The sequence below is a fragment of the Halobacterium sp. CBA1132 genome (assembly GCF_001485535.1).
GTDB lineage: Archaea > Halobacteriota > Halobacteria > Halobacteriales > Halobacteriaceae > Halobacterium.
The window spans coordinates 86,151-110,546 of the sequence record NZ_BCMZ01000003.1; the positions used below are offsets into that span (position 1 = coordinate 86,151).

The window sequence follows — 24,396 nt, forward strand, 5'->3', positions numbered from 1 at the left end:
AAGCCCCGAGGCTTTCGCGTGGATTCCCGTTCTATGCCTCAACCGAGGCAGGGGGGACGTACTCCCCACTCACATTCAACGTCCCGCGATTCAAGCGCACATCTACGGGTGCGCCTCCGTCGCCTGCATTTTGCCTGCGACGGAGATACTGCAAACCGATGTTTTTCGCCGCGTTGTAGTCGGCGTGGTTCTCGTACCTGCACTGCTGACACTCGAACGCCTCGCCGTGGCGGTTGTCGTCGTGGGTAAATCCACACGTTGAACACCGCTTCGACGTGTTCCGAGGGTCAACCTGCACGGCTTCAACACCGTGCTCTTCGGCCTTGTACTCGACATATTCGTAGAGGCGTCGGAATGCCCACACGTGTTGCCACGTCGCCTCGGGAATATTCTCCCAAATGCGGGTCAAGTCCTCGAACACGATATGCGAACAGTCGTTCTCGACGGCCTCTTCGATAAGCTCGTTCGCCACCGTGTGCAAGTGTATCTCGAATCGTCCAGACTCTTTCCGTCCAACTGATTCGATGTTCTCGTGGGCGTGGCGAGAGCCACACTGCTGAAGCGACGCACGGCGATTCTCGTACTCTCGACGCCAGTGGTTGAACTCGTCTGCCGACCAGAATCGCCCCGTCGAAGCGACTGCGAGGTTGTTGACGCCCAAATCCACACCAAGGACTGTGCTGTGCTTGGCCTCGGATTCAGGCGATTCCTCGTCCGCTTCGACCTTCCGCATCGAAGCGTGGAGATACCAGTCACCGTCGCGGTACTGCAAGTGCCCCATCCTGAACTCGAAGTCCTCGTCGGAGACGTACTTGGTCGGTGGCGTCTCCGAGTCGTCGGGAAGGATGTACTCGCACTGGATGCGCCCATCTACGGTCGAAAGGGATACGTGGTCGCGGTGGAACGTCGCACTCCGCTTGTCGTACACCGCGCTGTCTGCTGAGAAGTGCGGTTGCGACGTGTTCTCACCGCGTTTGAGCCGTTCGACGCCGCTTTTGACGGCTTCGACCGCCGTGCGAATCCCCTTCTGGACGAGGTTGGCGGTGAGGTCGGTTTCATCGCGGAGTTGGTCGTAGAGGGCGTGTTCGGCTTTCGCTTTGGAAGTAACGTGGTAGCCGTCGTCGCCGTGCCAGCACCAGTCGCTTGCGGTGTTGGCGCAGTGGTTGAACTGCTCGACAGTCTCACGGAGGAGCGGGTCGGCTCCTTCGGGGGTGTCGAGTTTGATGACGGCGGTACGACGGTACTCCACTGTGTTTCACATATATGGCCAGTGTTACTTATACACTTAGGAGTCGGCCTGCCATCGTAGCGTGGCTTGTATCATCGGTTGTCGGCTTCCTCCCCGACCTCAAGGGTCGGGGCATCCGCCTTGTACCGCCTGTGAATGCGGCGGAATCCCGAGTGAGGGGGCGTTTCAGTTTGCAACCGCGGAGGCCACCACATCACGAGAAGCCGTCTAACCCAGCCGTCGTGGTCAGTGGCTGACTGGCAGTACCAAACTGCCGGTACCCCTATGCTCCATCGTGTTTGGACGTCCCGTGTTGCTTTTGCCACGAACCGCTCATTAGATTAGCGTGTGTCCACGGCGTGGCCGTGAGTTCTCCAGAGATCTGCATCGCCTCCACGAACTCCGTATCTGCACATGGTCCTTCCCCCGCATGATTTGCTAAGAGAGGACTGCTAGTATTCCGAGACCCGCAAGTACCGCACTTCCGAGGAGACCTATTATAAAAAGGGTAGGGTATAGAGGGTGGCTAGTCATTACTCATTACGCTACTGTGAGTCTGCTTTGATTCTTGTCGTCCGCGCTCTGCCCCAGACGTTGTCATTCTCTACCATTTTGAGGAGGAGTACATTAAGTATTCCCTGCGTGATTCTCGCGTATGCTGTCTTGAGATCCGCACCAGCGTGACCGCCGGATTCTCCCGTGGGACTCCTAATCGGTCGACGACTCGACAGGGACGAACCCACCTAGCCGGTGTGTCCAGAAGCCTCCACGCCCGCGATTCCAGAACGAGTATCACGAGTATCCAGCGCGGGTAGCCGGTACGTTTACAATCGCCCGCATCACAGATTCAGATGTCGCTGGCCGATGGAAGCAGTATTGTCGTTGAGGGCGGCAATCATTACGGCTGACATACCGTGGCCAGCGGCTCGCGGCGTTTCGCCACTCCCGCCTGTGGAAGTCGATACGACTATACTCTCGCACAAGCGTAGTCTCGGGCTGCTGGGAGACAGTGCTCGTGTCCACCGGCATCCAGGAACTGCCGGAACACCCACGTGTGTGCCAGCAGCTCCCCGTCTCCCGGCACTCACCCCATCCTGTGGACAGTCCGCAGACTGTCCACCCTCAAGGCTCAAACCTTAGAACGAGCACAAGAGAACAAGTAGCGAGAGAAAGGTCACCCGTAGAGAAATATTGGTAAATCTTAGTTGGAGGTCCAACGCCAACCGCCTCGAGAGAAAGAGGACGGTTCACTCCCTCCCCCCACCATCGATGTGTAAAGCTCTGCGGAAGAGGGAGGGGCAGAACTAGAGAACAATCGCAACAGGAAGAATCAGCGTCTATACACCGGAGCGGTTCTCAAACGTCTTAACCAGATCTCAACTCAAGACAGGCTATTGTCTGACAAAGTTTTATGTGTCTTCCATAATAACCATAACCGTAATAGACCTAATTACGAGGGAAGGAGAAGTTCTCTTCGACAAACCGAGTGATCGGATTAGCTGTTTCCAAAGGTGCTGTTCTCCGCGAAAACGTCTCTTTAACCTGTTCTACTACCAATATACACTCGGAGTCGTGCTTTTTCTTGTGGGCCTACGGCTCTCGTTTACACTTCGATGACGGGGGGAGAGGGTTCCACACTTGAGTTATTACAAAGGTACGCTTCTACACCGAATCGACACCTGATTCGTTACCGACCTATTCAGCTCAAGATCCACCCCTGACTGGACCTTCGTTTACACATCGAAGACGGGGGGTGTGTTTCAAGAGAATCCTCTAAAAATGTCATCTTACTAGTTGTGGAACTCCCTTAGCTGGGCATTGACCACTGACTGAAGGATGTCTTTTTGATCGGCTACCGCTTCCAAACGAGTGTCGTCAACGATCCGATTCATCATCGCTTCCGGATTACCCGTGAACGTGAATTCCATATACATTCCTCCACCGCGCCCTCGACTTTTTCGAGCCGTCGAGATGAGACCATATGTAGAGAGTTCTTTGACATATTTGACGTAGGTTTCCCGTGTCATCTGGTCAGCATCAATTTCGTCGGTAACCCATTGATAGACCTTGAAGCCGACTGGACTCGGCACCGAACTTCCGGTCCAATTGGAGAAGTTGGCGACGCAGGCGGTTGCGTACAGAGAAATCTTTTTCTGGGTTGTCAGCCCCTCTATCAACTTCAGTGAGCGGTCCTTGTCGATCTCTTGTTGGGACTCACGGACGTGCTCTTCGCCGACTTTTTCGTCATCACGTTCGTCCGCGAGATCACCGGCACCACGGAATAGGTCGATTGCCTTTCGTGCGTCTCCGTGGCTTTGAGCTGCGAATGCCGAGACAAGTGGTAGTACGTCGTCAGTCAAGGCATCGGATCGAAAGGCATCGCGACGATTTTCGAGTATCTGCCGAAGCTGGTTCGCGTCATAATCCGGGAAGTAGACGTCCCGAGGATTGAATGAACTCTCGGCACGACCATCGATATCTTCCATAAATTTGGGGTCGTTCGTTAGTGCCGCAACCGATACTTGACCCTCGATCTCGTTCGTATTACTTGCTCGCGACAGCTGATAGAGCAACTTCGAGTAGGCGGGCTCGTCGTTTGTTCGTCGACCGACCAGAAGGTCGATCTCGTCCAAGATGAAAATAACTGAGTCGTAGTGCTCGTTGATGAGTTCGTACAAACGTCGATACTTGCGCTTTGTCGACACGCCGGTTTCTGGCACTCCGACCTCTTCGTCAACGTCGTTTGCGACAGTTTGCACGAGGTCAAAGACGGCTTGATCGAGGGTATTGATCGGCTGGCAGTTAACATCGACAACGCCGAAACGTTCGCCCTGGGATTGGCAGAGATCGACGATCTGTTGTGTGACTGCTCCGATGATGAGTGATTTCCCTGTCCCGGCAGGACCGTAGAGCAGCATATTCGGGGGCCGATTTCCTTGGAGTGTGGGTTTTAGATACGAGACGACAGCTTCGAGTTGGTCATCACGGCCGACGATTCGCTTCTCGTCAATAATCGTATCCGGCTCGACGAGGTCTCGGTTGACAAAAACCGATGTTTCCCCTTCGTCGTCCAGCATATCTCGAATCGACCGCTGAGTACTGCCTTCAGATACTCCTCGGTCTTGCTCGGACACCGCGTCCCCGGCGCCATTTTCTCCACCGGCATCTACGTGTTCTGCGTCAGTCCTAGACTGAGATCTTTCTTCGAGGGGAGATTGGTCCGCTCCCTCTTGATCACTACCGGCCATACGCTTGCTGTACACCGTGGCGTTAAAAAGATTCACCTCCTTCGATGTTTATCTATTCGCTTTGGTCGATCTACTCACCGTATTCGCCTGATTTATGACTTCGCTGTTGGCACCAACACCGAAGTATATTCACCGGAAGTCCCCCCCGTCATCGATGTGTAACAAGAATTTCCACGCCTCCCCCTGATTTTACCATCTGGTGATTGACACAGTCAATTTTCCTCTCCCCCTTGTCGAAGTGTAAGCGGTACGGACGACACCCCGACATCGAAGTGTAATAAGAGGTCCCCCGCCATCGATGTGAAAACGTCCTTCGGCTTCTACGCTTTACAAGCGGTATAGGAGAATTCCCCAGGGCTTGACCCCGGTGTTGAATCCGATAGGCAGGGGTACAAACCATTAAGTGACAATACATCGTTAATCAAGAGACAGCGATGGAGTACAGTCACCGCTACCCCGCGTACCCAACACAAGAGGGAGCGGTTGAGCTGGAACATCACATCGACATTCATCGCCAAGCGTACAACTACACGTTGTACGAGTACGAGAACGTGGACGCCGACGACATCGGCTCCGCGTACAAACACCACTCCCGACTTCCCGGCTGGAAAGACGAGTTCCCCGTTTTCTCCGAGGTGAACTCGAAAGCACTCCAGCGAACCGTTACACGGTTCTACCAGAACCTCGACAGCCTCTCCGAGCAGAAACAAACCGGGCGCACGGTCGGGAAACTCACGTGGAAGTCGCCGAGGGAGTTCCAGAGTATGACCTACTCGCAGTCCGGCTTCGAACTCAAAAACACGAGTGGCCGACACGCGACACTCTGGCTCTCCAAAATCGGCGACATCAACATCCGCTACCACCGCGAAATCCCTGACGAAGCAGACATCAAAGAAGTCACCGTCAAGAAAGAGACGACTGGCGAGTGGTTCGTCTCCTTCGGTCTGGAAACCGACGACGCCGACTTGCCGGATAAACCCGTGCTGGACAAGTTGGATTCCACCAATAGCGTGGGTATCGACCTTGGTATCCTCAACTACATTCACACGTCGGACGGTAAGACAGTGGATTGGCTCGACCTCGAAGACGAATACGAGCGACTCCGCCGCGAGCAACGCAAGCTCTCACGGAAGCAGAACGAGTCGAACACCTACGAGAAACAACGCCGGGAAGTGGCGAAGGTCAAGCGTCACATCAAGCGGAAGGTGCTGGATTACCAGCATAAGATAACGACGTGGCTCGTTAAAGAGTACGACGCCGTATTCGTTGAGGACTTGGACGTGAAGGGGATGCTGGAAGACTCGCACAACGCTCGGAGCAAGCAGGATGCGGCGTGGCGACAGTTCATTACTCTGCCCAAATACAAGGCCGACCTGTACGGTTCCCACGTCGTGCAGGTCGAAGCACAAGGGACGACGAAAGAGTGCGCATCATGCGGTGTAGAGACGGCGAAGCCGATTTGGGTCAGGGAACACTCGTGCCCGGCGTGTGGGTTTGAGTGTGACCGTGACGCGAATGCGGCGATGAACGTGTTACAACGCGGTTTTGCTGAGTTAGGGCTGGGATGGCCCGAAGACACGCCTGTGGAGACTGCGCTCCCTACGGACACCACCTCGGTGTCTGCAAAGCGCGTCATCGAAGCAGGAAGCCTCGGGGCTTGACCCCGAGGCGGTTCACCGGCCAAGTACTAGTTTACACTTCGAACACGGGGGGACCCATAGTAGCCCGGTTCGATCTTGATGCTGTCTGTTAATCGTCCGGGTTGACAGGGCCTTTGTATTGAGAACGGACTTTTTCGCCATCCCGCCACTGCCAGTAGTAGTAGCGGTTGCCGTTGATCTCCTTGATGGTGATTGTCGCCTTCGTGGGGACGTCGTCTGGAAGGTCGTCGGGGCGGTCCTCGATATCGTCTTCGTCCGATTCCTTCTCAAGACGGGTTTCCCGTTCCTTGTGTTCGGCTAGCCCCTCAGCGTAGTGGGCTACATCCCGAAGCTGTTCCGGCGACGCCTCGTTGAGAGTGTCGACCAATTTGGCAGGAAGTCCTGCCGGCGGGGACGGTGGCTCGTAGGGCATTCGCTGTCGCCTCGTGTTAACCAACAAAAGCCATCAATCCATAGTTTTGTTGGTTAATCTCGCTTGGTTCGACTCTGCCAGGGTAGAACATCCGGAAACGGGGACACTCCTCTCGGGGCGGCACCGTCTCCCACCACTCGCCGTCGTCACCCCAACTGTCGAACATCACGTCATCCGCTCCATACCCAACGGTCACGCCGTCGATTTCGGAGACGCCCGCAGTCGTCTCGTCAGCCTCGCCTTCGAGCAGGCGGAGCACGGCGTACTGGTACTTGTGTGCTGGTTGATCCGTCGACCGAGCGATTTGGCTGTGATATTGTGCAACTCGTTCCGCTTCTTCGAGGATAGCGGACAGATACGGTTCACTCATGATTCGTGGAGACAGGACTGCGCCTCAGCCCCTCGGCGAGCGTTGAAAAACTTAACCAACAAATAGCAACCAGTCGTATCTCTTGTTGGTTAATTTATTTCTGCTCGAATGCTGAGCCGGATCGGACTACCGGAGCCAAAAATAGTCTATCTGTATAGAGATAACTCTATAGAGAATATGGGGGACAAGACTAATACTGTTAGATGCGATACCGGTAACTAGCGATGATGGAGTACGTCGACGAGACCCCGGCGAAGATTATGGCCGCGGCCCGCCCGGGCGACTCGATCCGGCGGATCGCCCAGAAGATCGACGGCTCCTACTCCTGGGTCTACGACTGGATCGAGCGGTTGGAGGATGCAGGCTTCATCCGCCGGGATGACGGCATCTACATCGAGAATTACGCTGTCAGGGATCGCTACTACGATCTTGTCTCGGCTGTTTCTCGCGCTGTTCCCCCTTCGATCGACGACGGCTACGTCATTCCGCACTTTGCCGGGATGCCCTTTGCGTACACGAAAATCGACGGCGTCTACGTCTGGACCCACGGCGGCTATCAAATCGCCCGCGGCCATGACGACTATCCGATCTTCATCCAGATCGCCGACCGGGATGTCGAACAGTGGACGGCGTTCTTTGATGAATTCGGGATCCCGACCCGGATCGAAGAGCGGCCGAATGCGACCGACTACGACGCGCCCGTCTCGTACGTGTTGTTCCCGACGAGTGGGGAGATCACTCGCGAGTGGGTCGACGGCAATCCGGTCATTCCGTTGGACGAGGCAATAGAGCATATGTTGGAGTATCGAGTGAACTACGAGCCGGCGTTGGAGATGATCGCTGACGAGTACGACCGCGATATCGACGCGTCCCACGAGGATCCGCGTCTCAATGCATGAGTCTCGGTGAACGCGAAGACGAATTGCTGGACACTCTGGAGGCTGTCATTGACGCTGACCTACCGTACGTGCTCGTTGGTGGGTGGGCGATTGCGGCGTTTAACCAACGCTTCACGACGGATGTCGACGTCGTCATTCCGGCACAGTCGGTCGACGACTACACTGACCTTCTCACCGACCGCAGCTACGAGAAAACGGCCGATGTCGAGCGAAATGAGCTCTACGAGGGCCGTACTATCCGGTTTACGAAAGACATCGGGAATCCGGTTCGGTTCGACGCGATGGTGGACGCGCTGGGCTGTCGCCAGACGGAAGCTGAATGGTCGTATCGCTATCTGGCCCAGCACTCTGTCACCGAGGAACTTCGAACCGGGCGCCCGGTAACAGCCAGGATTCCGGAACGGGAGTTGCTGTTTGCCGTGAAACTTCACAGTGGTCGCAAGGCAGACTCCCGGGATTTGGTGGTGCTGGCTGCTGGAGCGGATTTTGACCGGATTGCGACTCATCTGCATCGCGGGGAGTCCAAGAAGCTCGCTGGTCGCATCGAGACTGTCCTCGACCGGCTCACGTCGGAGGATTTCGCGGACGCATTCAAAGGTGTCTTCGAACAGCAAACGGTTCCCGAACAGGATATCGATGCTGTCATCGAGTTCCTTCGTGACCAGTACCGCCGAATCGATTCTGAATTATAACATCGACTGTCGGTGGGGTCTGTCTTGGGACCGATCGAAACACAGAGGGTCGGACGCCGAACGACTTAACCAACAGTGTGGACAAAGTACCCCCCAAGCGTTGGTTAATAGCCGGGGAAGGGTGTTCAGCCCTCGGCGACCGCCCCGATTATCTCCTGAGCGGTCGAACTGATCCGGCCGAGACGATCCTGGACCACATCGGGATCGTCGTCGTGCCACGCGGCAAGATAGAACGCTGACCCGCTCGTATCCAGGTCGAAATACCGCCCGACGATGTACGCAACGGCTTCGGCTTCGACCTCGCGTTTTGCGCGCTCGGGCTCGTCGTCGCCATCAAAATGAAGCAGCGCGTGGGCGTACTCGTGAACCAATGTCACCGCGAGATCGGCCTGATTTGAGCGGGCTTTCGCTTCGACGACGGGCTGGCGCTCGTGGAGAGTCCGGTGTTTGCAGACGCCTTTGGCGTCGCCATGCTCCCACTCGACAGCGTCGACGACACGGACGTCGACATCGAGAGTAGCTGCCGCATCAAGGAGCGCTGGCACTAGGTCGTTGGCGTCACCAGCTGCCTCGGTTTCGAGGTCGGGAAGCGGCTCGCCCTCAGTCTGGGAGACGTCGAAGACAGCGGTGGGCGTGAAGCCAACCAGGCCTTTCGACCACTCGTCAGGGGCCGTCTCGTCGTAGTCACAGTCGCTTTGCTCGTGGTAGCTCGGCGAGTTTTCGCACTCCAGGCACTGTTTGGCGATGATCGGTGCCCAGATCCAGATCGCCTGTTCGCCCTCCTGGACGTGCCGGTCGAATTCATTTCGCCAGGTGTTGTAGCCCACGACCTTCGTCGCCTCGGGACACTGGAGTTTGATGAGGAGTGTGTTTCGATGCGAGTAATCGTGAAATCGACTCTGGACATCGAGCCACTCTTGGAACTCCTCGCTGGCTCGTGCGTCGTCGACGCCGGCGACAAGCTCGTCGATCCACTGTTCGATGGTACTGTGCATCTCGTCGGACCGTGTGTCGGTCTCCTCGAAGGACACCGACGAATCACTAGTCGTAGCCATCGTGGTCACCAAATCGAGTTCACGGCGATTGCGCCCGTGCAGGACGCGCCGCACCCCTTGGGGGCGCACAACAAACGACGGCGGGACGGCGGAGTTTACAACGGGGATGCTATCGTGGGGTAGGATTAACAACCAGTGCGACAGTATCCCCAGGCGAATGAGTCTCGTCGACACGCTTCGCGGGGTCGTCGGGACGCACCAGACCACCCTGTACGAGTGTCGGCACTGCGGAACAACCCTCGCCGACGATACGGAGACCTGTCCCACCTGTGGTGGGGAAGACGTCGTCTGCTACCAGTTCTAAGACCCCAGAGTGTGAATGGGGGCGTGCTTATTGGAGCGCTGCCGTCTCGTCAGCGAAGCCGACCGTGACGAGGTACTCGAGGAACTCGTCGAACTGTTCGGTATCACTCGGCGTGTCGGTCGCAAGGTGCCGCGCCCACTCGATGGCCCATCGGAAGGCGGGATCCGACCCGCCCTTGCCGTGAATGTACCACCACTGGGCCGCTTTCAGGACGACCAGTGGATTCGTCGGCGGGTGCTCGCTGGCGAGCCCGCGGGTGATGGACTCGATTTCCTCGGGCACGTCGGCGGGCTTGACGGTGTCTGATTGTGTAGTGGCGATATCGACCGGGATCTCGTCGATCGAGATGTTTTCCACACTCTGTTGTTGACTCACTGGAAATCACCTTCTCGGAGGGCTCTCGGAGGAGCCCTCGCCTTCTCCGGGGGCACGAAAAACAGCACGCTGCGTTACGTCGGCGGGAGGTAGATGCTCTGATCGCCAGCAACTCTCCTTGAACTGGCTATAGAACGTCCAAATAGGACTGTAGATACGGCTACAATATCGGGATGCGCACGCTAGTAGCCATACTAGAAGCAGATCTATGCCGCGTACCCCATCAACGCGATATAGCGCGTAGCGAATTCGTCGAGACTACTTGACTACAACAGGCCATGTATAAACCGCCAACATTAGTCGGGGGAAGGCTTAGGCAGCGAGCGCAGCCAAATATTGTCACGTATTCACATGACACATAATCTGGGAGTCGACGTCGGTGGGACATTCACCGACGTAATTGTATTCGACGAGAATACCCACGAGCTGACAATCGATAAGGTGCTATCGACACCGTCGAACCCGTCCGAGGGCGTTCTCACGGGCGTGACTGAGGCGACCGAAAAAGCAGGCTCATCGGTCGCAGACCTGGACCTGCTCTTTCACGGGACGACGGTGGTGACGAACATGCTGCTAGAAGAGACCGGGGCGCAGGTTGGTCTCATCACAACAGCAGGACACGAGGATATTCTCCACTTGGCCCGGGCGTGGACACCGGGACCACTCTACGGGTGGATGGACATGGACAAGCCCGATCCGTTGGCCGACCTGATGGATACGCGAGGTATTTCCGGGACGGTCAGCTCCCCCGATGGCGAGGTTACGGAACCTTTGGACGAGAACGAGGTACGAGAGGCGGTTCGGGAACTCAGAGATAGCGGCGTTGAGTCCCTGACTGTCGCCCTACTCAACGCGTATCTTAATCCGGCACAGGAACAGCGGGTGCGCGAGATTGTCGCGGAGGAAGCACCGGATCTGCCGGTGTCAATCTCCTCAGAGATTGTTCCTGAGTACGGTGAGTATGAGCGCACGCTGACGACGGTCATCAACGACTACGCACGCCCGAAGGTAATCGACTACCTCGACGACCTCGATGCATCGCTGGAAGAAGCTGGATCGACGGCAACGATGAACGTCGTTCGCTCAGACGGCGGCCTGATGAGTTCTGAAGCAGCCAAAGAGCGCCCGGTCGAACTCGCGCTCTCTGGACCGTCGGGCGGCGTCGTGGGCGCGGCGACCATCGCTGAAAAGAAAGGCGTACCTGATGTGCTGACACTGGATATGGGAGGTACCTCGACGGACGTCTCACTCGTCGAGGACGGCAAACCTGAAACCACGCGCCAGACGAAAGTCGGGTATCGTGAATTTAAATCGCGCTCAGTCGACGTGAACACTGTCGGGGCGGGCGGCGGATCCATTGCCCGTGTCCAACTCTCGGGATCGCTTCAGGTCGGCCCGGAAAGTTCCGGTGCCGATCCCGGCCCGGCCTGTTACGGCCAGGGCGGCGAAGAACCAACCGTTACAGACGCGAACGTTGTCCTCAATCGCATCCCTTCGCAGGTACAACTCGGCGGCAAGATGGACCTTGACCGCAAGGCAGCCCGCGAGGCCATCTCGGGTGTCGCCGAAGAACGGGGTACCTCCGTCGAAGAAGCCGCACAGGCTATTCTCGACATCGTCAATGAGAACATGCACGGCGCCCTCCGGGTTGTCTCCGTTGAGCAGGGGTACGATCCGCGTGACTTTGGTCTGGTCGCCTTCGGCGGCGCAGGTCCAATGCACGCAAATGCGCTCGCGGACGTTATGGGGACCTACCCGCTGGTAATCCCGCCGGGCCCGGGCGTCATGTCCGCGTTCGGCTTTCTGACTTCGGACGTGCAAAACGAGTTCTCCGAGACGTACCTGGAGACAGATCTAGACGTGGATGGTGACGACGTTCACGAGAAACTACTCGGGCTTCGCGACGACGCGACTGATTGGCTCGTTTCGGAGGGTGTCGACGAATCGAACCACGCCTTCGAGTACTACGCCGACTGTCGGTACTTCCGCCAAGACATTCAGATGTCCATGCCGGTGGACATCGAGGCATTGCAGACCGAGACTGGACTCGATGAGATCAAAAACGACTTCGAGGCACGCCACGACCGGCAGTTCGGCTTCTCACTAGACGCCCCCCTGGAGATTGCCAATCTCCGCGTGATTGGCAAAGGAGTCATTGAGGGCGTCACCATTGAGGAGTACGAACTCGGTGACACGGACCCAGCTAATGCGCGGGTCGCTACCGACGAAGTGTACTTCAACGGGAGCTACCAGGACACACCGATCTATGACCGATCAGAGCTGCGGCCCGGGAATGAGATCTCTGGGCCGGCAATCGTTGTCGAGGACGACTCGACGATCGTCATTCAACCCGATCACACCGCTACAATCGACCGCTATGCAAATATTGAGATTAATCGAGGTGACTTGACATGAGTACCGGATATCCCGATTTCGTCGGTGACCACGACATTGATCCGACGACGCTAGATATCATCGAGAGTACATTAGAGAACACCCGCCACGAGATGGATCGCGTACTGGAGACTACGGCGATCAGCCCGGTCATCCGCGAGCAGTCCGACCAATTCCCGCTAATCGCTGACCCGCAGGGGCGGATGGTGATGGGGCAGTTCGGATCGGCCATCGATACTATCATTGAGAATGCCAGTTTCGGCTGGGACGATCTCGAAGATGGCGACGTGATTGCTACCAACGACCCCTACATGTGTGCTGGTGCGATGTCACATACTCCAGATATGCTCCTGTTGCGCCCGATCTTCTACGAGGGCGAGCGTGTCGGGTTTTCCAGTCAGTGGGGGAACCTCATGGACGTCGGCGGGAAGACGCCAGGCAGCATGCCAGTCCAGGCGACCTCGATCTTCGAGGAGGGAATGCGACTCCCACCAGTCAAGCTCTACAAAGGTGGCGAACTGGACGAGGAGCTACTGGAGACGTTCGCACACAACACGCGTCTCCCCGATCACGCCGAAGCCGACATCAAGGCGCTAGCGGCTGGCACGGGTGCGGCAGAGGAACGCGTTACAGAACTGTGTGATCGGTTCGGGAAGGAGACCTACTTGGAGGGATGTGACGCCATTCTAGACCGCACCCGCGATGGCATGATAGACCTCATTGAGGAGTTCATCCCTGAAGGCGAGACCTACACCTTTGAGGACTACGTCGACGACGATGGGATGGGGAACGGCCCGATCAAACTCCACCTTGAGATCTACCGTGAGGGGAGCACGGTCTACCTCGATTGGACCGGGACCGACGACCAGGTTCCTGGCACGGTGAACTTCTTATTGAACGAGAAGATGTTCAAGATGTTCACCGGGGTTTTCCTCATTATGGCGTTTGACCCACTCCTCACGTTCAACGACGGGTATTACGACCTCTTCGATGTCACGCTTCCCGAGGGAACGGTCATTCAGCCAGAGTTCCCGGCACCGCTCGGGAACCGTCTGCCACTAATGGCCCGGCAGTTCGACGTGCTCCAGGCCACCTTCTCGAAGCTTATCGACGGCTTCTCGGTCGCCGGTAGCTACGGCACCTCGCCGAACCTTGTCTACGCTGGCACCGATTCAGAAGGTAACGACTTCCAGATGCTTGAGATCCTCTACGGCGGCATCCCAGCTCGGCCCGGCGGCGACGGGTTAGACGGCCACTCGTGGTGGCCGTTGTTCCGCACCGTCCCAGCCGAGTACCAGGAAGCCTACTACCCGTTGACGATTGACGAATACAGTACCCGCGAAGACACTGGAGGCCCCGGCGAGCACCGCGGCGGCCACGGCATCACGAAAATCTACACCTTCGAGGAAGACGGCGCAATTACGTTCCAAGACGACCGCGCCCACACGTACCCATGGGGCGTTGAGGGCGGGAAACACGCGGCTAGAAGTGAGAAAAAACTAATTCGCATGGACGGTACCGAAGAGGAGTTACCTTCAAAAGTGGAGAACGTCGCTGTATCCGAGGGTGACAAACTCGTGTTCAGCACCGCAGGCGGCGGCGGATTGGGTGATCCGCTAGACCGTGACCCAAGCCAGGTCGCCACGGAGGTTCGTCGTGGCCTCGTCACTGAAGATGCTGCATACGGGGAGTACGGAGTCGTCATCGCTGAGGACGGAACCGTCGACGAGTCTGCGACCGAAACTAAGCGTGAGGAAATTCGAGAGACCCGCGACAACCCCGGAGAGTTCGACTACGGCCCGCTCCCCCCGGAGGAAGAACTCGCGGAGGAGATTTCGTCAGAGCGACGCGAGTTCGATAACCGGACCTAATACGATCGTTTCCAATTCAACGACGAACACCACGCATGGACTGGACCGACGACACTGAGGCGTACTACGCAGACCACGACTTCGGCGGCGAGGTTGGGATGGGGAAGCGACCCGCGTTGGTCGTGATCGACCTCATCGAAGCGTTCACCAATCCGGAGACGAATCTCGGAGCCGACTTCGATGCCGTGGTTGCACAGACAGAGCGACTGCTCGCGGCGTTTCGTGAACACGGCTACCCTCGCTATTTCACCACCATCGCCTACGAGGCGTCCTACGGTGACGCCGGCCGGTTCATCGAGAAGGTCCCCGCGCTACGGGAACTCGAACTTGGGACCGATGCTGTTACAGTCGACGATCGGCTTGATCCGAGAGACGACGAACGTATCCTCCTGAAGAAGTACGCGAGCGCGTTCTTCGGGACAGACCTTGCGACGGAACTGACGACGCACGGTGTGGACACGCTTGTCCTGGCAGGCGTTACGACAAGCGGGTGCGTCCGTGCAACAGCTGTCGATAGCCTCCAGCATGGCTATCGAACGATCGTGCCAGCCGACGCCGTCGGCGACCGCGCTGACGGCCCACACCGCGCGAACCTATTCGACATCGACCAGAAGTACGGTGACGTAGCTACGACCGACGACGTGATCGAGTACTTCGGAGACCTATGAATGAGACACCTTCGACGACCAATACTGGTGGTACCGTATGAGTAACAGCGACACCTCCGCGCGGGAACGACAGGGGCCGTTGGACGGCCTGCGCGTAATCGACATGTCGGGTATGATTAGCGGTGCGTTCGCGACGACGATGATGGGTGATTTCGGCGCGGACGTCGTGATGATCGAACATCCAGAGGTTGGAGACCCCATCCGAGAGTGGCCACAGAAGACCGAAGACGGGCACTCGTTAGCCTGGAAGTCACTCGGACGCAACAAGCGGTGTATCACGCTCGACCTCGGGTCGGACCGCGGCCGTGAAATCGCGCTCGAACTCATTGAGGACGCCGACATCGTCTTCGAGAATTTCCGCCCGGGGACTATGGAACGGTGGGGACTGGGGCCCGATGACATCCACGAAGTCAACGAGCGCGCGATTATGGTTCGACTCTCGGGGTACGGCCAGACTGGCCCCAAGTCAGAGAAACCCGGATTCGGCACCATCGCCGAGGGAATCTCCGGGTGGGCCCACGCAAACGGCTTCCCCGACCGTGAACCCCTCCTACCACCAATCAGCCTCGCAGACGTGACCGCCGCCCAATTCGCCCTTCAGGCGACGCTAATGGCCGTCTACGAGCGCGACCTCGGCCGTGGCGGAAGCGGCGAAGGACAGGTGGTCGACGTCTCCCTGATCGAACCGCTCTGGCGGGTCTTCTTTGGCGACGTGGAGGCCTACGATTACGACGGGCATATCCGTGAGCGCACCGGCAACCAGCATCCGAACACCGCGCCGCGGAACATCTACGAGACGAAAGACGGCTACATGACGATGTCAGCCTCCAACCAGAAAATCTTCGAGCGAGTCGCTAAGACCATCGGCAAACCCGAACTGATCGAAGACCCCCGCTTTGCGGACAATGAGAAACGCGTCGAGAACAGCGAACCGCTCAACGAGACCATCGAGGAATGGACACGCCAGCACACCACTGCGGAAGCCATCGAGATTCTAGAGGCGAACGATGCTATCGTCGGCCCGGTCTACGATATGTCTGACATCCGTGAGGACGAGCAGTTCCAAGCCCGCGGAGACTTCGTCAAAGTTGACGATCCTGACGTGGGCGAAATCGAAACCTTCGCACCGATCCCAAAATTCTCGCGTACCCCCGGAGACGTGGAATTCCTTGGGCCGCGCCACGGCGAGCACAATGAGGAGATCTACGGAGGCGAACTCGGGCTCTCACCCGAAGAGATTGTTGACCTCGAAGAGGAGGAGATCATCTAGATGCTGTTGACCGACGTAACCCTCCGAGAAGGCGACCAGATGCCCGGACGGGAGTTCACAGCCGAGGAGAAGATTCAGTGCGCCCGCAAACTTGACGATCTGGACGTACCGTTCATCCAGCCTGGGTTCCCTGCCACCGGTGAGAAAGACCAGCGAGTCATCTCAGAGCTGGCCGGAACGACCGACGCAGCGGTCGTCGCGCTGGCCCGCGCATTGGAACAGGACATCGACGCTGCACTGGAGACCGACGCCGACGTAATCGAGACGTTTGTCTCGGCGTCCGATCGGCATCTCGAACACCTACTCGGGACAACGCGTGGAGAGATGCTGTCAATGCTCGGCGAAGCCGTCGACTACGCCCACGACCACGGTGCTTCGGTTCACGTAACCCTAGCTGACGCCTTTCGAACTAAGCAAGAACATCTCATCGAGATCATCGATACGGTCCCAAATGTGGAGTTCGTCTCGCTTGCAGACTCGGTTGGCGCTCGAACGCCCGCAACGGTCCAGGCGTACCTCGATGACCTAGACGGCCACGTCGACTTCGATCGACTCGGCGTCCACTTCCATGACGACATGGGATGTGCGACAGCGAACGCGCTCGCCGCGTATCGTGCCGGCGTCGAAAAAGCCGACGTTAGTATCGCAGGATTGGGCGAGCGCGCTGGCAACAGCCCGCTCGAAGAGGTGGCTGTCGCCTGTGCCGTTGACTACGACGATGATCTCGGGTTGACCACGGGCGAACTCGTTCCGACCTGTCGAGAAATCCTCGATAACCTCGGGGAGCCCTACGAGGATCGGAAGGCAATCCTCGGCGAGAAGATCGCCGAACACGAGTCGGGAATTCACACCGCTGCGATGCTCTCAGACCCGGCCACACTCGAACCGTTCGATCCTGAAGTATTCGGCGGCGAGCGTCGTCTCGTGTTCGGAAAACCAACCGGCAAGAGTGGTGCGCGACATCTCCTTCAGCGAGCGGGAATCAAACCCGATGAAAAGATGGTGACTGCGTACCTCGACGCGCTTGCCACTGAAGGACCGCTCGACCTGGACGAGGCACTCGCGTTGGCTGAGCGTGAATTCAAGGCCTGATCCCCACCACTGAAACACCGGGAACTGACCTCTCCCGACGAAGCCTTATTGATGGTCCCTACCCTGAGAAGAGGCATGTTTCAGGCGGAGATCCACCTCCAGCAAGACAAGGAGTGTGTCGTTTCGAAACTCGCCACGGAGGTTGACCAGGATCTCGATATCGCTATCGAGGAACTACACGATGAACTCGTGACGTTCGTCGTCGAATCTGGCGCAGAAGTTCCCACCGCCCTCGACACGTTGCAGGAATCAGACCAGGTAAAACACATTGAGGAGTTGGGCAACGGGAACGTCCTGGTCACAAAGATTTCCTGTGGGGCCTACTCGGCGATTGACCGGAACCACGGCATTCTCAGACGCCAGACCTCGATCGGTCCAAACCGCCGTATCTACACGGTCCTCTTTTTCCGCCGGCAGGACCTGCGAGCGATGATTGAAGACTTCCGAGAGATTGGGACGGTCACTCTCGACAAACTCTCAGCGTTCGACGGGCCTGGCGTCAGACTCACCGATCGCCAGTACGAGGTAATCGAACACGCCATTGAGGCAGGCTACTTCGAGTGGCCCCGCGAGATTACGAGCGAGGAACTCGCTGCGGACATGGAAATCACCCGTTCGACGATGCTCGAACACCTCCGGAAGGCCGAATCAAAACTTCTTACTGACGCGCTTGAAACTGCGACCACCGGCACGGAACAGCGCGGCCACACCGAACCGACTACACCGCCAAAGTGATCCACCACCGAGAACAATAGTGTCTGTTCGCTGTCGCCGGTCCGACTGCTCACTCACATCGTATTAACCCTGACATTGATTCAACCAAACATCGAAGGTTGGTTCTTCACGATGGTCCGGACGCGTTAGAAAATAGGCTAGTGTTGTCCCGATTACGGTGGGAGGTGACGGTCGTAGATATTCTGTCGGTGCTCGGCCGCTTCGACGATGAGAACGTCTTCCTTGTGGTCCCCGGTGATAATCGCCCGGTAGTCGCCAGCGCGAAGCTTGTAGATACGGGTAGCCGCTAAGCTTTTCGAGGCGGTGGGACGTCCAATCTTTCGCCTCGTCGAGTTTCTTGACCAGTCGCTCTTGGGCTTCGGTGTCGACCCTCTTCCAGTAAATCGAGTGCTTTTGGTGTCCACCGACTTCAGTCATCGATGCCCAGCCGGTCCTTCACGTCGTCCTGTGATACTGTTTCGCCCTGCTCTCGCTGTTCGCGGCTCTCGGCTAGATGTTCGAGTGCTTCTTCAGACAGTTGCGTCGAGGGGTTGACGGCATCCCGGAGCGCATCACGGATAAACTCCGATTTGCTCGCGTACCCGCGGTCCTCCCAGGCATCATCAACCTGTGCCAGCAGCGACTGTGGCACTCGGACGTTGATCTTCTCCATTTCACCGTCGCCACCGGCGTCGCTGTCAGTGCTCATATGCTGTGATACGCTTGTATCACGTAAGTAGCTTCGGTTGGTTCCCCGAACTGTGGTTGACGAGATTCAGACTGCGCTCGAGGGAGCGTCGCCGGTGTTCGGAGAGATTCAGGACAACGGCGCCACCGTCTACACTGAAAGCAACGTATTCGACCGTTTCTCCATGCGTTTCAGTGGGCGATGCTACTAGGACTGGCTCTGAACCGGCTGCAGGTGCGTTCCCGTTCATACGTTGCTCGCGGGTAGTTCGGTAACTCCCGCACCCCTCTCGGGGGTTCAACAAACAGGACGGCGGGCTGTTCGGCAACGTATTTGACAGTTGCAACGTACTATCCAAGTATATCCGAATGGCTGTACTGGACGACCTCTCCGGGTTCGAGTTCGAAGACGTGATGGAAGACGTCTTCCGGAACCTCGGCTATGAGAACGTCCGCCAGGCCGCAAAAACAGCCGACGAAGGCCGCGACGTCATCATGGAGGAGGTCGTCGACGGCACTCGGCGCGCGATCATCGTCGAGTGCAAGCACACGGACACCGTCGGGCGACCGGTTGTCCAGAAGCTCCATTCGGCGATCGCCACGTTCGACTTCGACGGCCCAAAGCGGGGTATGGTCGCTACCACCGGCCGATTTACCAACCCTGCCCAGGAGTACGCGACCCGCCTCCAGCAGAACGACGACCCACATCCTATCGAGCTGCTCGACGGCGAGGATCTGCGGGAGATTGCCGACGATATCGGTCTCGACCTCTACAACGGTCGTATCGAAATTCTCTGTGACGAAACGCTTCGGCCGTACGATCCCGCGGCTAACGTCGATGCGCCCGTTGAGGAGGCGTTCCGCGACATCGAGAATATCGAGGCGGCCGACCTGCCGACGCCCCGCTCAGAAGCGACGTTTCGACCGGTGGTGGCTGTCACTGCCGACACGAACGCGGTCTTCGAAACGTCAGTCGGCGTTATCCACCGGATCAACGAGCGGACGAGGTTCGTTGTCCATGCCGAACGCGGGCAGCCGCAGGTCGCTGCCGACGACGTCGCGACGTTGGTCACGGAGAACCTTCACGCGACGGTCGAGTTGGACACCGACCGCTTCGGCGAGGTGTTCAACGAGGTCGAAGCGCGTCGGTTCGGACAGACCCAAACCGAGTACAAGGAGTGGGCCGTCGACCGGCTTCAAGATCATCACACGACGACGGTGACCTACACCGGCGACAACAACGTCACGTACAACAAGACCTGCGAGCCGAATCGCTCGGATATCTCCGTCCAGTCGATCGAACCGGTGTATCTCCCCGATGTTCGACAGACGACCGAGCTTCAGGAGTACACCTATCCCTACGAGTACTTCGTAGCGGGCCCCTCGAGGGTCACCGCCGAGGACGGCATCCATCGCTGCGTCCACTGCGAGACCAGCGGCGTCGACGAGGCGTACACGTACTGTTCGAACTGCGGGGCGATCGCCTGCGACAGTCACATCAAGACCGAACGGCTCGAGCAGGAACCGGTCTGTACGGGCTGTGCGGTCACCGAGCGGTTCGCGCTGAAGACGAAGTACTTCTACGACGAGGAGAACCTCAAGACGTTCCGCGAGGAGTACGCCGCCATGCCCATCCACGAGAAGGCGATGGAGAACCAGGTCCTCGCTGGCGGAGGCGTTATCGCGACGCTGCTGACCCTCATCGTCCTCCTCGTTATCGGCGGTGTCATCTGAATTGGTTGGCTCTCACATTGTTTTCCTAACGAGGAATATGCGTCTCTTCTTGGAACACCTGGGAAGTGGTGTGTCACCGAAGTCGAACCGTTTCTCCATCCCGGTCGAGAATATCCTTCGTGACCAGTCGCTCAATCGCGTCGTCGACGGCATCTTCTTGATTGCCAGAAAGTGCCCGCACATTCGAGAGCGCCCGCTCTTGAATTGCTTCGACTCCGTTGATACCCTCGTCAACAGCATTCAATACAGTGTATTCGATCTCGAAGGCTGTCGCGAACGTTTCTATGCGGTCGATGAACGAATCCGGAAGCCCAGACAATGAGCTCACCGCCATCTCGATTGCGAATAGCGGGTGGGTGCGGTCACGGATTTGTCGTGCTTCAGTGGAGCCAGTATTGAACGGTCGCTGATCGTCAATCTCCGTTAGAATCACCTCGTAGTCCAACCCACGCTGGGCATACGTTCGCATATCTTCGATGTCGCGGCGCCGGCCACTCCCCAGGTCTCCGCCGGAGACCGCTTTTAGCAGAAACATGTCCTCATCGGAGAGGATGTGTGCTGTTACGTAGTTCCCGGTCCAGAACTCTTCGGCCCGGTCGCGCATCCGGTGGGTGATCCAGACTTTCCCGACGATTTGCTGTTCGAAGATATCGACCCGAAACCCGCGCTTGTTGTGATGCAATTCGACGGTTTTTCCAACGCCTTCGAACGACTCCGTTGGTTCGTCGACAACGGTGAATCCCTGTGACGTGAGCGTCTGGTAGACGTGTTCGAACTCAGAAACAACACCCACCGCGAGATCGATATCTTCGGTTTGGTCTTTCAACCCCCGAACCGTCATTGCAGATCCACCGAGGAGATACACTGTCACGGACTCTGACAGCCAGCTATCGAACTCCTCGAGGAACTCTTTGATCGCCTCTCCACCCTTGAATACCGTCATACTACTCCGTACTGCTCTTTGAGCGCCATATATTCTGATTCACTTGGAAGCACGACAGGGATTACGTCCGAGTCCTCGACCCCTCCCTGCAGTGCCTGGTACATCGCAGCTATCGTGGATTCCAGGTTGTACCACGTTGCAGTGTCTGTGAGCGTCTCTTGGTCGATGTCCAACGCCTCGATCAAGAGCATCGCATAGCTAACCCGCCGGGAGCCGCTATCGAGGATGAGCGTGTGACACACCACTTCCTCCGGCGTGAGTTCCTCGTTGGGTGCATACCAGAACGCGGGCTCACCTGCAATGAAGAACTGCAGGCCGTACTCCTCGAATCGTCCGAGCCCGGTCACCTGCCAATCAGGTACGTCTAGTAGTGCGTCTGTATCCTCGGTGGTCTGGACGCGAACGAGTGTCCGTTTCGGGTCGCACCACTCGACAGTTGCACTCGGTGCGATCTCCCGAGCTCGCGACTGGTGCTCGTGGGTCACGACGGCCTGAGCGAACGCTAGCAGCGGCGAGAGCCCCTCACTCAACGCGTACTCTGGGCCAGAGGGGGATAGCATTGCACGATGCTTGAGCGGTGACAGCGCCTTGTGGACGCCTTGTCGAGTGATATTGAGTCGCTCGGCAATCTCAGACACGCGTCGAGGCTCGTCGAGATACCAACATACCCGGAGTGTGGCCGGCGAGAGAAGGTCGGGCCATTCGACGTGTCCGAGTTCGGATCGAAGGGCTCGGTACGCTTCGACGACCGGGTGGTCTGTGAGGGAGACTTCCCGCTGGTTGTTTGCCCCACGGTGTTCGGCGAGCAACCCCGATTCGAGTAACTCGTCGAGTACGTCGTAGAGATGAGTCTGGGAATATTCGGTTTCCATCGCGAGATCGGCTGCTGTTGCTTCCCGGCCGGTGCTCAACGTGTCGATGACGGCGAGTCCGGCCTTCGTAAGCATCTATGTCTACTGTAAGTACTATACCTATAAATACGTTTCTTGGTTTAGGTTGACGAAAATCGATTCAACAACGATTCGTCAATGCGATCTGCGACCGTAGTCTCTAATGGCCGGTTGAGCTACTATCTCAATACTGGAGCGAACATCGCTAAGCCAGGTGTGACACCTCGTCTGGTTCGTCGACATCGTCGAATTCGTCACGTTCGACCGGCTCCCAATCCTCATCTGGCTTCGGACTCCACCAGTCGACCTTGTAGTCGCCTGGGGAACCGAGGACTTTCACCCGCGCCGACCCATCAGGTAGGTCGCGACGAAGTTTCTCGTCGACGTGAAGGTTCCACGTCGAATGGGTGTCGAAGCAGGCGAGGACAGCTTCCTCGTAGCCGCGTGTTTCCCGTGATTCTTGGAGTTCAACCTGCGTGTTGCAGTGCTTGCAGAACACCCCCTCGAAGGGAATGTGGCTGAATATCTCGTGCCCGCAGACAGGACACCAGAGGAACTCGAACAGTGCCTCACTGTGTCGGTTGAGTAGTTCGAGACTCATCTGTGGATCTGGCCCAGTCGAACCGGGCCACCCCTCTTGCCCGGACGAAAAACAGCGAGGCGGACGTCCGTTCAGTTACCGCTCGGCGCCGTAGACGATGCGTGAGGGGGCTTCGTACCCACAGTCCGGGCAGTCGAACCAACGCTGGATCTTCGCCCCGTCTGCTGACTTCTCACCGACGAGGACGTTATCGTTCGGACACTCCGGACAATTCAGTTCGGGTGCAGGCCGCTTCCGAAGTTCGTCCCGGAACGATTTCGCGTCTTTCGTCTCATACCCTCGCGACCACACCGGGTAGCCGTCGACAGTAGTGGTCAGGTCCCTACGTCGATGTCCGTGGGATATCTCTTTAGCCGGTTTTGACGGAGCGGTTACGAGAGAACCGACTGGGCGGCGTTCGCGAGTTCCGCTGGGGGCGCGTCTTCGAGGTGCTCGTCGGCGAGCTTTAGGCGGAGGCGCGGCCGCCCAATGTCGACGGGGACTTTCTCGGTGTCGATGAGCCCGAGGTCCTCAAGTGTGGTCTTCATGCGGGAGAACGTTGCCTTCGACGCGATACCGACATCCTCGCCCCACTTGCTGATGTCGTAGAGTTGCTCACGGTTCTTCGCGGCGACCAGCAAGCTCACCGTTACCTCGTCAAGGCCATCGCCGTCACCACGTGCGGTCTCCATCGAAGCGAGCACTTCGCTGAAATCGGCTTCAACATCCTCGCCGATATCCTCGCCGAGCGTCTGTCGGACGCGGTCGATGGCGGGCGTGCGGAGCGTGAACTCCTCGGCGGCTTCCCAGTCGTCGCCGACGGCGTCGTAGGCAATGTCGGTGAAATCGTCGTCGTCGGTGGGAAGACCGCCAGTGAGTTCGCTACCTTCGAGGAGTGCGACGGTGCGGTCGGCCGTCACGAGCATCGACGACCGGAGGCCGCCGTTGACGGTCCGTAGCTCGAGGATGTTTTCCTCGATGAGGTTCGCGGCGGTGCTTGCGACGAGGAAGTCGTCCATCACGTCTTTGAGGGTTCGATGATTGGCAAGGAGGCGGATGTCGGGGAGGTCTCCGTCGTAGGCGTCAGTGGTGTTGACGAGTTCCTTGATGGTGTGGCCGGCGGGGTTGATGACGTACAGGTCGTCGGGGTTGTCGTCGAGGATGGCGTGGATAATGTCGTCGACGCTCGTTCCTAGTAGATTCTGTGACATTTCTGTCTGCGTGTAGGGCGACGACGTATTTAATTTCACCGAATATCGAGGTAGTAAAACGATAGCATTCGTGTCATACGGTCTGGAGCTGTCATAGA

Annotated in this window: 21 protein-coding genes and 3 pseudogenes; 11 read left to right on the plus strand and 13 right to left on the minus strand. The window is 57.7% G+C overall.

Going from position 1 to position 24,396, the window contains the following annotated elements:
* Positions 1-31: 31 nt before the first annotated feature.
* Both AVZ66_RS15260 and AVZ66_RS15265 read right to left on the minus strand, forming a co-directional pair.
* On the minus strand, positions 32-1,249 hold the full coding sequence (locus AVZ66_RS15260; protein ID WP_058985021.1) for an RNA-guided endonuclease TnpB family protein: 1,218 nt from the start codon (positions 1,247-1,249) through the stop codon (positions 32-34).
* 1,769 nt (positions 1,250-3,018) lie between these two features.
* Positions 3,019-4,305, minus strand: a complete 1,287-nt coding sequence (locus AVZ66_RS15265) for an orc1/cdc6 family replication initiation protein (RefSeq protein WP_197407831.1) — start codon at positions 4,303-4,305, stop codon at positions 3,019-3,021.
* A 605-nt stretch (positions 4,306-4,910) separates the two neighbouring features.
* On the opposite strand from AVZ66_RS15265, the gene AVZ66_RS15270 reads away from it, so the two are divergent.
* Positions 4,911-6,137: an RNA-guided endonuclease TnpB family protein gene (locus AVZ66_RS15270; RefSeq protein ID WP_058985023.1), complete on the plus strand. Its 1,227-nt coding sequence runs from the start codon at positions 4,911-4,913 to the stop codon at positions 6,135-6,137.
* Positions 6,138-6,225: 88 nt separating this feature from the next.
* Here the strand turns inward: AVZ66_RS15270 and AVZ66_RS15275 are convergent, their stop codons facing one another.
* The gene (locus AVZ66_RS15275; protein ID WP_058985024.1) at positions 6,226-6,549 is read right to left on the minus strand and encodes a hypothetical protein; all 324 of its coding nucleotides are present in this window, start codon (positions 6,547-6,549) and stop codon (positions 6,226-6,228) included.
* Between the two features lie 79 nt (positions 6,550-6,628).
* Positions 6,629-6,919, minus strand: a pseudogene (locus tag AVZ66_RS15280) (hypothetical protein); the annotation flags it as partial.
* Positions 6,920-7,146: 227 nt separating this feature from the next.
* Between AVZ66_RS15280 and AVZ66_RS15285 the strand changes: the two are divergent.
* Both AVZ66_RS15285 and AVZ66_RS15290 read left to right on the plus strand, forming a co-directional pair.
* Entirely contained in the window at positions 7,147-7,818 is a 672-nt protein-coding gene (locus tag AVZ66_RS15285; RefSeq protein ID WP_058985053.1) for a helix-turn-helix domain-containing protein, read from the plus strand.
* On the plus strand, positions 7,815-8,510 hold the full coding sequence (locus AVZ66_RS15290) for a hypothetical protein (RefSeq protein ID WP_058985025.1): 696 nt from the start codon (positions 7,815-7,817) through the stop codon (positions 8,508-8,510). The genes AVZ66_RS15285 and AVZ66_RS15290 overlap by 4 nt, the downstream gene beginning before the upstream one ends.
* 125 nt (positions 8,511-8,635) lie before the next feature.
* On the opposite strand, the gene AVZ66_RS15295 is transcribed toward AVZ66_RS15290, so the two are convergent.
* On the minus strand, positions 8,636-9,565 hold the full coding sequence (locus AVZ66_RS15295; protein ID WP_058985026.1) for an ArdC-like ssDNA-binding domain-containing protein: 930 nt from the start codon (positions 9,563-9,565) through the stop codon (positions 8,636-8,638).
* A 157-nt stretch (positions 9,566-9,722) separates the two neighbouring features.
* Between AVZ66_RS15295 and AVZ66_RS15300 the strand changes: the two genes are divergently transcribed.
* Complete coding sequence (locus AVZ66_RS15300; protein WP_197407832.1) at positions 9,723-9,869, plus strand: hypothetical protein; 147 nt, start codon at positions 9,723-9,725, stop codon at positions 9,867-9,869.
* Positions 9,870-9,896: 27 nt separating this feature from the next.
* Here the strand turns inward: AVZ66_RS15300 and AVZ66_RS15305 are convergent, their stop codons facing one another.
* On the minus strand, positions 9,897-10,244 hold the full coding sequence (locus AVZ66_RS15305; RefSeq protein ID WP_058985028.1) for a hypothetical protein: 348 nt from the start codon (positions 10,242-10,244) through the stop codon (positions 9,897-9,899).
* A gap of 351 nt (positions 10,245-10,595) precedes the next feature.
* Between AVZ66_RS15305 and AVZ66_RS15310 the strand changes: the two genes are divergently transcribed.
* The 6 genes from AVZ66_RS15310 (at position 10,596) to AVZ66_RS15335 (ending at position 18,274) form a co-directional block, all read left to right on the plus strand.
* Positions 10,596-12,659 (plus strand): hydantoinase/oxoprolinase family protein, encoded by a 2,064-nt coding sequence (locus AVZ66_RS15310; protein ID WP_058985029.1) that lies wholly within the window; start codon positions 10,596-10,598, stop codon positions 12,657-12,659.
* Positions 12,656-14,509, plus strand: a complete 1,854-nt coding sequence (locus AVZ66_RS15315) for a hydantoinase B/oxoprolinase family protein (RefSeq protein ID WP_058985030.1) — start codon at positions 12,656-12,658, stop codon at positions 14,507-14,509. The genes AVZ66_RS15310 and AVZ66_RS15315 overlap by 4 nt, the downstream gene beginning before the upstream one ends.
* A gap of 35 nt (positions 14,510-14,544) precedes the next feature.
* Positions 14,545-15,177, plus strand: a complete 633-nt coding sequence (locus AVZ66_RS15320) for an isochorismatase family protein (protein ID WP_058985031.1) — start codon at positions 14,545-14,547, stop codon at positions 15,175-15,177.
* Positions 15,178-15,214: 37 nt separating this feature from the next.
* Positions 15,215-16,447 (plus strand): CaiB/BaiF CoA-transferase family protein, encoded by a 1,233-nt coding sequence (locus tag AVZ66_RS15325; RefSeq protein ID WP_082678920.1) that lies wholly within the window; start codon positions 15,215-15,217, stop codon positions 16,445-16,447.
* Positions 16,448-17,539 (plus strand): LeuA family protein, encoded by a 1,092-nt coding sequence (locus AVZ66_RS15330; protein ID WP_058985032.1) that lies wholly within the window; start codon positions 16,448-16,450, stop codon positions 17,537-17,539.
* A 75-nt stretch (positions 17,540-17,614) separates the two neighbouring features.
* Positions 17,615-18,274, plus strand: a complete 660-nt coding sequence (locus AVZ66_RS15335; RefSeq protein ID WP_058985033.1) for a helix-turn-helix domain-containing protein — start codon at positions 17,615-17,617, stop codon at positions 18,272-18,274.
* Positions 18,275-18,426: 152 nt separating this feature from the next.
* Here the strand turns inward: AVZ66_RS15335 and AVZ66_RS17220 are convergent.
* Both AVZ66_RS17220 and AVZ66_RS15340 read right to left on the minus strand, forming a co-directional pair.
* Positions 18,427-18,653, minus strand: a pseudogene (locus tag AVZ66_RS17220) (type II toxin-antitoxin system RelE/ParE family toxin).
* Positions 18,654-18,683: 30 nt separating this feature from the next.
* A complete protein-coding gene (locus AVZ66_RS15340) occupies positions 18,684-18,962 on the minus strand; it encodes a type II toxin-antitoxin system Phd/YefM family antitoxin (protein WP_058985034.1) in 279 nt (92 codons plus the stop codon).
* 347 nt (positions 18,963-19,309) lie between these two features.
* Here AVZ66_RS15340 and AVZ66_RS15345 point away from each other — a divergent pair, with 347 nt between their 5' ends.
* Positions 19,310-20,674 carry a restriction endonuclease gene (locus tag AVZ66_RS15345; protein ID WP_058985035.1) on the plus strand — a complete coding sequence of 455 codons (1,365 nt, stop codon included), beginning with the start codon at positions 19,310-19,312 and terminating at the stop codon, positions 20,672-20,674.
* A 73-nt stretch (positions 20,675-20,747) separates the two neighbouring features.
* Here AVZ66_RS15345 and AVZ66_RS15350 read toward each other — a convergent pair whose 3' ends face one another.
* The 5 genes and pseudogenes from AVZ66_RS15350 to tbsP form a co-directional block, all read right to left on the minus strand.
* Positions 20,748-21,617 carry a hypothetical protein gene (locus tag AVZ66_RS15350; protein WP_058985036.1) on the minus strand — a complete coding sequence of 290 codons (870 nt, stop codon included), beginning with the start codon at positions 21,615-21,617 and terminating at the stop codon, positions 20,748-20,750.
* Positions 21,614-22,564, minus strand: coding sequence for a winged helix DNA-binding protein (locus AVZ66_RS15355; RefSeq protein ID WP_058985037.1), 951 nt, complete (start codon positions 22,562-22,564; stop codon positions 21,614-21,616). Before AVZ66_RS15355 ends, AVZ66_RS15350 begins: the two co-directional genes overlap by 4 nt.
* A gap of 148 nt (positions 22,565-22,712) precedes the next feature.
* Positions 22,713-23,108 (minus strand): hypothetical protein, encoded by a 396-nt coding sequence (locus AVZ66_RS15360; RefSeq protein ID WP_058985038.1) that lies wholly within the window; start codon positions 23,106-23,108, stop codon positions 22,713-22,715.
* Positions 23,109-23,183: 75 nt separating this feature from the next.
* Positions 23,184-23,414, minus strand: a pseudogene (locus tag AVZ66_RS16010) (hypothetical protein); the annotation flags it as partial.
* A 65-nt stretch (positions 23,415-23,479) separates the two neighbouring features.
* Positions 23,480-24,298, minus strand: a complete 819-nt coding sequence (tbsP, locus tag AVZ66_RS15365) for a transcriptional regulator TbsP (RefSeq protein ID WP_058985039.1) — start codon at positions 24,296-24,298, stop codon at positions 23,480-23,482.
* Positions 24,299-24,396: the final 98 nt, after the last annotated feature.